General features: G+C 51.3%; 6 protein-coding genes. All 6 read right to left on the bottom strand.

Annotated features, from left to right (window positions below):
* Positions 1-93: 93 nt before the first annotated feature.
* Positions 94-2,034: a DUF4347 domain-containing protein gene (locus KOI40_RS18140; protein ID WP_216098957.1), complete on the bottom strand. Its 1,941-nt coding sequence runs from the start codon at positions 2,032-2,034 to the stop codon at positions 94-96.
* A 120-nt stretch (positions 2,035-2,154) separates the two neighbouring features.
* Positions 2,155-3,498 (bottom strand): TolC family outer membrane protein, encoded by a 1,344-nt coding sequence (locus tag KOI40_RS18135; protein ID WP_216098956.1) that lies wholly within the window; start codon positions 3,496-3,498, stop codon positions 2,155-2,157.
* 628 nt (positions 3,499-4,126) lie between these two features.
* A complete protein-coding gene (locus tag KOI40_RS18130) occupies positions 4,127-5,404 on the bottom strand; it encodes a serine hydrolase domain-containing protein (protein WP_216098955.1) in 1,278 nt (425 codons plus the stop codon).
* A gap of 136 nt (positions 5,405-5,540) precedes the next feature.
* Positions 5,541-7,802: a TonB-dependent receptor gene (locus KOI40_RS18125; protein WP_216098954.1), complete on the bottom strand. Its 2,262-nt coding sequence runs from the start codon at positions 7,800-7,802 to the stop codon at positions 5,541-5,543.
* A gap of 181 nt (positions 7,803-7,983) precedes the next feature.
* Positions 7,984-8,625 carry a Crp/Fnr family transcriptional regulator gene (locus KOI40_RS18120; RefSeq protein ID WP_216098953.1) on the bottom strand — a complete coding sequence of 214 codons (642 nt, stop codon included), beginning with the start codon at positions 8,623-8,625 and terminating at the stop codon, positions 7,984-7,986.
* A 253-nt stretch (positions 8,626-8,878) separates the two neighbouring features.
* The coding region (locus KOI40_RS18115; protein WP_500797034.1) for an EF-Tu C-terminal domain-related protein at positions 8,879-9,105 on the bottom strand (227 nt) is incomplete at its 5' end.

Genomic DNA, 9,105 nt, shown 5'->3' with positions numbered 1-9,105 from the left:
GTATCGTTCACCTTCGGTCAGCTGCTTATAGCTCATTGTGTTATTTCCTTTGGCGAGAAAATGGCACCGAACTATATCAGCTGGCCGTCCTCACTAGGAAATTGCACTCATTATCCGAAACCGCGACTTATAGGTATCGTTGCCTTCGCCGCCAATAAGTGTCTGCTTACCTGCACCCGAAATAAGTAGATCACTACCACTGCCCGCACTGATCACTTTGCTCAGATTAACGTCAGTGTTATCGCCTAAATCTAATAATTGCGCCCCACCCTGAGTCGCCACACTTTCAATATTGGCTGCAGTAAAACCATTCGTCAGAGTAATACCCCGGATAAATGTGGTACCGCTTAAATCGACATAGGTATCGCGTACAGACACGCCATCTTTCTGGTAAACCAGATCAAGATTACCCATATATCCCGCTTCACCCCGGGCCAGGTTAAACGTCGACATATTGGGGTCAAGGATAAGCCGGGTCTTGGCATCACGAGCCAGCGTTGTATCATCATTACCCACGCGTAGCTCATCCACCCCGCCGCCGCTTCCGAGTATGACTGCGATTTTATTTTTACCTTGCAGTGCTGCTTTTGCATTTGCCACCGCGGTAGCATCACTTGGGTCGGGCTCCTCAATACCCATCGGCTCGTAGAGCTTCACCCAATCCCAGGCATCGGAATTGACTGTACTTTTGGTACTGATGGCCACATTGGCACCGACAACTCGGGAGGTATCCAATACCTTGAGATTGGCATTCAGTTCCAGCTCAACCTTATGGTTACCGTTCCCCACCTTCAGCTTCGTGATAGCCGACGCCGTGTCACCAGCAGCAAAGGCATAGGTAACAATATTGCCGGCGACTGGAAGGCCTGTGTTGGCATCCAGCTTCTGCATTGTCAGCTGACTTTGATTGTTAACCTTACTAAGTACCAGACGAATATCCTGGTTAATCGCGGTAAAATCGAGAGTCTCAATCCCCGCCCATAACTCAATCCGTTTGTTGGCCGCAGAAAAATCGGATAACTCGGCTTCCGCGAGCTTCTGGGACACCGTCTGTTTTGCCAGCACACCAGCATACTGCGGATCATTGGAAGAAAATGCGCTGGGCACCTCTACCACACCGAATTCCGTTTCCAGAACCCAGTCACCGCCAATGCGGCTGTTACCGGTCAGGTTGTCCGAGGCAGCAATATCCGCCGCAGTGACACCCGCTAGACGCTCGATAAATTCAAAGCCCACCTCCCCTGCGGAAAGGTTACAGCCGTAGAAAAGAATGTCGCCATTGTCTGTCAGGGACTCGCCCCAACCGCGCAAGGCTGCATCATAAGTTTCAAGGTTGTCATTGTTGAGCAAGGCATTGCCCAACTGCAATTCGCCGGCCTGAGCGTGACTGAGCACATGCAGAGCCGAGACGTCCTGATAATTGGATAGCAGATCGCTGATCAGCTCAATGGAATCGCGCTTGCTGTCTTTCTCCAGCAACACCACGGAAACGCGGGTCTCCCCTTCTTGCCATTCTGCCAGCTGGGCATCGCCGTCCTGAATGGATTCAAACTCCAGCGCCTGAGCCGCAGGCCCCATGAACCGGTCCAGCAGCAACTGATAATCATCAACCGCGGTATCCACCAGTACGACCTGATGACCATTCAACTGCTGAACGTAATAAATACCTTCGTCATCAGGGGCGACATAACCACCTTGCTGAGAGCCATCCTCATCAGCATCATTGCTCGCAGCAAAAAAGTCGGGCAAAACTTCACGCTGCAAACGGGGCTTATCATTTTCCTGTTCAGACTCAAAGTGACCGTTCTCAATCACCTGTTGAATCACTTGTTGGTGATCAATCTGATCGCGCAGAGCCTGGTCACCAGCAAACGGCGCGAGATCGGCCGATAAGAGGTAGCGAGCTTCCATCTGCTCAGCCAGATAGCGATTCTTGCGTTTTGCTTTGACTGACTGAGTGTTCCAGAAGAACTTTCTCAACTCCCGAACACGAATGTATTTGGATTGCATTAACCGCGCGAAGATATATTTCATAGCCCTGGCCCTTGAGCTTAATGGTCTTGCCACACTCCGTGGCACCCTGCATAGATTTGAATATGATGAAATTCTTTAACCGATCATGAAGATCGGTACAGATGGCTTTCTGCTAAACGATCAACGCAGCCAGCCATTGATGGCGACCAGATCACTTTCCACCAGCACGCCTGCCGCCCGCTTCAACTTCAAGCTGTTGATGGCATAGTCGTAGCGGGCTTCGATGTAGTTCTTTTCTGCATCCGCCAGATCACGCTGGGCATCCAACACCACCAACATGGAATAGAGTCCCGCCTGCAAGCCTTTTTCTTTATTTCGCAGCACTTCGGTTTGCGCGGAAACGGTTTTTTGCAACGCCTTTACCTGAGCGATATTGGCCATCACGCCCTGAAACGCAGAATTAACGTCGGTTCTGACTTCACGCTGTATCCGGGTCAGGTCTTCCTGGCTTTTGTACATCCGCTCAATGGCTTCACGCCGACGGGAGGACACTGCGCCCCCCTGATAAATGGGCACATCCAACTGCAGCGCGATTTCCTCGCCCTCAACACGGCTCGTGCCGCCAAACAGAGAGCCGCCCTGATCTTCATCAGAGTTGCGGTAAACCAGATTCAAAGTGGGATAATGGCCGGAGGTTTGCGCCTTGATTTCCATACGCGCCTCTTCCACAGTAAATTGCTGTGACAAGACGTCAGGACTGCCGGTCAACCCCCGGTCAATCCAGGGTTGCGGCATGGCGGGCTCGGGAAGATCGAGAGGTAAGGCTTCCTGGATTGGTCGCAGCTCTTCGTGCAACGCACCGGTCAGTTCCATGAGAGAGTAACGGGCATCGTCGAGGGATTTGGCAAACTGCGCCTCTTCCGCCAGAGCGGTGTAGTAACGAGCCTCGGCATCCACCACTTCTGCCCGTCGTCCCAGTCCTGCGCTGCGACTTTTGCTGGCGTACTCTACGTGCCGCCGCAATGCTTCTTTTTCAGCACTGATGGACCGGAGCTGTTCTTCCGTTTTCAGTATGGTGAAATAACGCTCGGCAACCTTGATCAGTAAATTCTGCCGCGCTTTATCAAACTCCACATCTGCACGGTCGCGGACAACCTTGGACTGGCTGTAACGCACCCAATATTCATGGTTATAGATGGATTGATTGAGGGTCAGTGCGTAGGTTGAGGTCTCGTAGTCGGCAGATGAAGCGTCGGCGACCTGATTTTCGGATTCGACAATTTCGTCGCTGTTGTCCGTACGCTCAACGTTAAACGCTATGGTAGGTAGCAATCGGGCCCGTGCCTGCTTGACCGCTTCCTGTTCAGCGGCACGCTCAAATGATGCTCCTCGAAAGGTAGGATCTGCGTCTTTGGCGAGACTTAAAATATCCAGCAAGCCCTCACTGGCAGTAACCGAAAAACTTGTTAAGCCACACGACACCCATAACAGAGCCGCACCAGCCCTGGCTATATATACATTCATTCCACCCATCCCTTGAGATCCCCAATCCTGCGACCACAGTTCCAGCCAGCGCTAAAACACACAGTCAACGGCACGCTATAGATTCAGATATAAGGCGTCGTTGTTTAAAGATTTTTTGTTGTATTGAGTTCAATTTGGCATTCTAAGAGGAAACCTCTTGACGCACTATTCCCTATATAGGGAAGGCCTACCCTGCCATGACTGTTAAAAACAGTGCCAACATATTAACAACCCCCCTACAATGAATCACCTTACTGGGACAAAAGTCACAATATTGACATTGAGCCTTATTGGTTTTCGTTATAAGCATTGAGACTCAATTTGTTAATTTGCCTTATCGCAGTGCACATCAATCAGCATACGTACTGCTTAACTCCCTCCTACGACTGAAACCACCCTCACGAAGGAGCAAATAAAGCTTTCGGCGCCACAAACAACAAACCACTTATAACCAAATATTCTATATGCATGAGCTTCCAATAATTCTTAATAATGACCAAACCCCAGGAGCAAAAAAAACCGGGGGCTGGCCAAACCAACCCCCGGTTTTTCATCCTTCCGGGTAATCCCTAGCTAGTGACTCGTCAAGGGCCAGCAGTATCAGTTACCACTGACTCTCAAGCGACGGCTACTTACTTAGGGAAATGGTGCGCGCAACTCGCTCCATGGGGATCGGGCTGAACCCATTGGCAAACCAGACCACCACCAGATCTTTCCCGGGCGAGACGTAGACCCCCTGACCATTCATGCCAGCCTTGTACAGATCGCCATCGGCAAAAACAGCGTCCCACTGATAAGCGTTGGAGACCGGCCGCTCACCGAACAAGCTGGCCATCTTGGGCCCCATTTCTCCTTTGTAATACGCATCAGCATTACCGGCCGTGTGTATTTTTTTAAGACTGGCTTCTGATACCAGAGGTGTCCTGGACACCTTTTTCCAGCTGGGGGTATACAACATGCCAAACCGGGCCATATCAGACAGGCGAGAAGACACCAGACCGTGAATAATGCCATTCCCCTGAGGGCTCAAACCCAGTTGCGCATCACCTTCGGCGCCCATGTGACGCCACAAACGCTCTGAGACCACATCCGCCAGCCGCTGCCCCGTGATGGACTCAATCAACAACCCCAGCAGCTGGGTATTGGCCGACGAGTATTCAAAGGCCTGACCCGGCTCGCGAAGATAACCCGCCTCAAACAGGGCTTCATTATGGGTCAGTACCTCGCCGTCAGTATTGGGATACCCCACTTCCGAAACCATGAAGCGGCTAAAACCGGACTGGGGATTGGCGCGCGCCGCCGCATTTTCCACCACGTCGAGGCCGGACTGCATATTCAGGACATCGATCACCCGAACACTTTCCCACTGGGTACCCTTGGCTTCAGGCAGATAGCGAACCACCGGTTGGGTCACATCCAAACGCCCCTCATCTTCCAGCTGCCCCAGAATCAAACTGGCGATTGGCTTGGCGTTGGACATCCAGACGTGATTATCAAATGGACGCATCCCCGGATACTGTTCATAGATAACACGCCCGCGATGCACCACCATAACGCCCTGCAACGGCGAATCGTCTGACATCACAATCTCATTGAGGGTACTCTTTTGCCCCTCCCACTCCACCGACAGCTCGTTCAACTGCGGATCCGGACGAGAACCCAGCGCCACAACCGGGCCAGCACGATAAATGGTTGCATGGGGCAGCTGCTGCGCCAGATGCAGATACGAATACCCACCTTCCGGTGTAACCGTCAGGAATTTGGTCAACGTCCAGTCTTTGTGAAGCTGATACGCCTCCTCGGCACGGTAACCGTCTGCCACATCACGCAGATAGTTCTCTGCCACTACCCCCACTGCCCCTGTAGACAAACACAAGACCGCACACGCTTTTATCCAACTTTTCATACATCCTCCCAAGCACAACACAACTGAAAACTTTACCCATACGGGCACAAAAAAGGCCGCTGATTGACATTACCTGCCAACCAGCGACCCAATAGAGAAGAACAGAAGGCTTTAACGGCCCAACAAACTACCCACCCTAAAAGCGGTATTTCGCTTCAACTCCATAGGTTCTGGGCATGGCGTAACCGGCAACATAGGTTCCCAGGAAGTCCCGGAAGCTGTAGTTCATGTGGTCACTGTCAGCCAGATTGCGCCCCCACAAATAAACTTCCCAGCGATCGGCGTCGTCAATCAAGCCGATACGGGCATTGATCAAGTCATAGCTTTCGAGCTGGTCATAGTCGATGTCCACAACCCCATTGCTGAAGCCTTCGTTGTTGCTGGGGGTAATGAATCTTTCAGAGGTATAACTGTAATCAGCCCGCAGCAGTAACGTTGACGCCAGGCTGGGTACCGGCAAATAGTACTGCACACCGAGGGCAGCAGTGAGATCCGGCGCATAGGGCAGATCATTATCCGTGGCATCCGCACCGCCGTCGCCACCGCCCGGGAAACTCTTGAATTTGGCATCCAGCAGCCCTACGGCAGCGGTAATCTGCAGATTGTCCGTAGGCACATACGTGGCTTCCAACTCAATCCCTTTGCTGACGACTTCTGCCGCATTGGTGATGGTCAAAGCCGTACCACCGCCACCCAGGTCGATGTACTGGTTGACCTGATAATCTTCAAATTCGGAATAGAAGACCGCAGTGTTGATTCTCAAACGACGATCCAGCAGTTCAGCCTTGTAACCCAACTCGTAACTAATAACCGATTCGGTATCAAATTCGATGTCGTCCGGACTGCCGGTAAATTGATCGGCGTTCACAAAATCCAGATTGTAGCCGCCACTTTTCACACCGGTGGAAGCACGAGCATAGATAAAACTGTCTTCGCCCATGGCGTAGTTCAGGCTTACTGTCGGTGAAAAGTCACGATCTGTGCGGGAGTCGTCCACAGAACCGGTGGCAATATTGAAGGCACCGGAGTTGCTGCCATCAATGCTCCAATCCACATCTTTGGTTTCTTCAGAGTAACGGAAACCAAAACCCAGGCTCAGGCGATCGGTAATGTCGTAGTTACCATTGGCGTAGATAGAGTAGCTTTCGGTTTCTACCGTACCGCCGTAGGCAACAGCCGTGGAATTCGGCGCAATACCAAACGGGAAGGCACCAATATCACTGCCTGCCAGTGCGTAACGCTCGGTATCACTGTCCTGAGTGTAGTAATACACACCAAGCACATAGGACAATGCGGAATCTGCCGGCGAAGTTAGCTGGAATTCCTGAGTCAGCTGCTTATAGGTATCCTGATAAGCGGTATTGACCAGATCAAACTCCGTGAAATCCACATCGGTGCCGTAGATCATATCGGTGTAGCGATAGGCCGTAATGGATTTAAACGAAAAACCGCTGTCCAGGTCATAGTCAATGGTGGCTGAGGTACCCCAAATTTCCTTGTCTTCAGGCACAGTACGATTCTGGTACATTTCATACTTGTCGTTACCCGCAGTGGGGTAACCGCCTGCAAAAATCGTCGTCAGCGGCTCACCGTTAAAACCGTTACGATCCTGAGTCATATAATCAGCCGCAATATTGATGCTCATCTTGTCACTAACATCAGATCGCAGGTGCACGCGGCCAGAGGTCGCATCACGCTCATTCACCTCATCGCCATTGAACAGATTCTCAATGTAACCATCGCGCTCGGTTTTATTCAGACTCAGTGACATTGCCGTTGTGTCGGACAATGGCAGATTGCCGCGCATTTGGTATTCACGGTTATTGTAATTGCCGACATTGATACCGACTTCCAGCTCCTGCTCGTCACTCGGCTTTTTGGAAATCAGGTTGACCGCGCCAGCTACAGTATTCTTACCAAACAAGGTGCCTTGGGGACCGCGCAGGACTTCTACTCGCGCCAGGTCAACCAACCCCTGGTTTACAGCCGGCGACTGTCCCAGGTAAACACCGTCCAGATAAACACCCACCCGGGTATCAAAGCCGATATTCCGGCTGTTGGCGCCCACACCACGAATGGTCACACGGGAACTGAAATCACTGTCCTGACTAATTTGGACATTAGGCGCCATTTCGCCCAGATCTTTGACTTCTTTGATACCGCTTTGCTCAAGTGCTTCTGCCCCCAGAGCCGCCATGGAGATAGGCACCTCCAATGCACGCTCTTCACGCTTTTGTGCGGTGACAACCACTTCTTCAAGGGAGAAAGTCTGGGCAGTAAAGCCGGCTGAGGCTGACAACAGGGTCGAACCACCAACAGCAAGTGCCAGCATATTGGGAAGAATCTTCTTACGGTTTGCAGAGTTGATATTTTGGTTAATCTTTCTCATCGAGCTCATCGGCCAATCCTCTTATTATTTTAGGATCCTCATCTGGAGTCAGACACTCCATCGGATAGGCCGCATACTAAACGGTGCACAAAACCCAAACTGTCCGGTTTGAGACAATAACAAACATTTGCTCATTAACCAGAAGAGCAAAGCACCAAACAACACCAGTACAATTTGCGGTGGATAAATCTCAGATCAGGCTCAACAACCCCTCCAGTGCAGTGCGATCGAGTACAGCAACATAACCGTAACTCACTTCAATCCAGCCCTGCTTTTCCCAGTTCTTGAGCTCCTGATTAATCCGCTGACGCGTGGTACCCGCCATCAGGCTCAACTCTTCCTGGGAGACCTTTACCGATGCAGGCTGAGCCGGACTGCTGGAAAAGTCATAACTGGCGGTCAAGTCCAACAGGCGCAACGCCAGCCTCTCTGCGACCGGCCTCATCATATTGGACTCCAGCAACCGAGTGGCAGTCCGATAATGCTCACACAGGATACCGATAAAGTACTTATAGAGCTGAGGCCGCTCATCCAGCAAGCGCTGGAATCTACCCCGCGGGATAAACAGTATGCGTGTATCCCCCTTGGCAATCGCATCACTTACACGAGGCCGCAAATCAAAGATAGAGATTTCCCCCAGCCAGCTGCCAGGCTCAAGTATGGCGTACACCGCCCGCTTGCCACTTTCCGAACACACACCGGCAACGATTGCCCCTTCCAGAACACCGTAAATGCCATCTGCCTCATCATTTTTGGCGTAAAGGTACATACCATCAGACAAGTCTTTAATCGTCGCAGCAGCTGCCAACCCATCCAATATGTCTTCGGGCATTCCCTGAAACCAGGAGTTTTCGCGTATCGCTTTTCTAATGAGGTTTTTATCCACTATCCAGCCGCCTACAGGTTACGTATGCATATTTTAGCGTGTAATGTGCCTGCCTACACAGACAACAGGCTCCAACCACAAAAAAGTAAAAGTGACAGGCATAACACGCCAGTACGGAGTTACAGCGAGATACTATTAGACAGGCGAAAAAAAAGGCCGCATCACTGCGGCCCTTTTTGTCTCTAAAATCTTAGATCGATTACTCGATGATTTTAGCTACAACACCAGCACCTACGGTACGGCCACCTTCACGGATTGCGAAACGCAGACCTTCGTCCATCGCAATTGGGTGAATCAGAGTAACAGTCATTTGAATGTTGTCACCTGGCATTACCATTTCAACGCCTTCTGGCAGCTCACAAGCACCAGTTACGTCAGTAGTACGGAAGTAGAACTGTGGACGGTAACCTTTGAAGAATGGAGTGT

Source organism: Pseudomaricurvus albidus (assembly GCF_018863235.1).
Taxonomy (GTDB): domain Bacteria; phylum Pseudomonadota; class Gammaproteobacteria; order Pseudomonadales; family Cellvibrionaceae; genus Pseudomaricurvus; species Pseudomaricurvus albidus.
Note: the sequence above shows the minus strand (reverse complement) of the source record. Positions and strands in the feature narration are given on the sequence as shown.

Coding starts and splice junctions, on each gene's coding strand:
- KOI40_RS18140 (WP_216098957.1), bottom strand. CDS start 2,034: ATGAAATATATCTTCGCGCGGTTAATGCAATCCAAATACATTCGTGTT.
- KOI40_RS18135 (WP_216098956.1), bottom strand. CDS start 3,498: ATGAATGTATATATAGCCAGGGCTGGTGCGGCTCTGTTATGGGTGTCG.
- KOI40_RS18130 (WP_216098955.1), bottom strand. CDS start 5,404: ATGAAAAGTTGGATAAAAGCGTGTGCGGTCTTGTGTTTGTCTACAGGG.
- KOI40_RS18125 (WP_216098954.1), bottom strand. CDS start 7,802: ATGAGCTCGATGAGAAAGATTAACCAAAATATCAACTCTGCAAACCGT.
- KOI40_RS18120 (WP_216098953.1), bottom strand. CDS start 8,625: ATGCCCGAAGACATATTGGATGGGTTGGCAGCTGCTGCGACGATTAAA.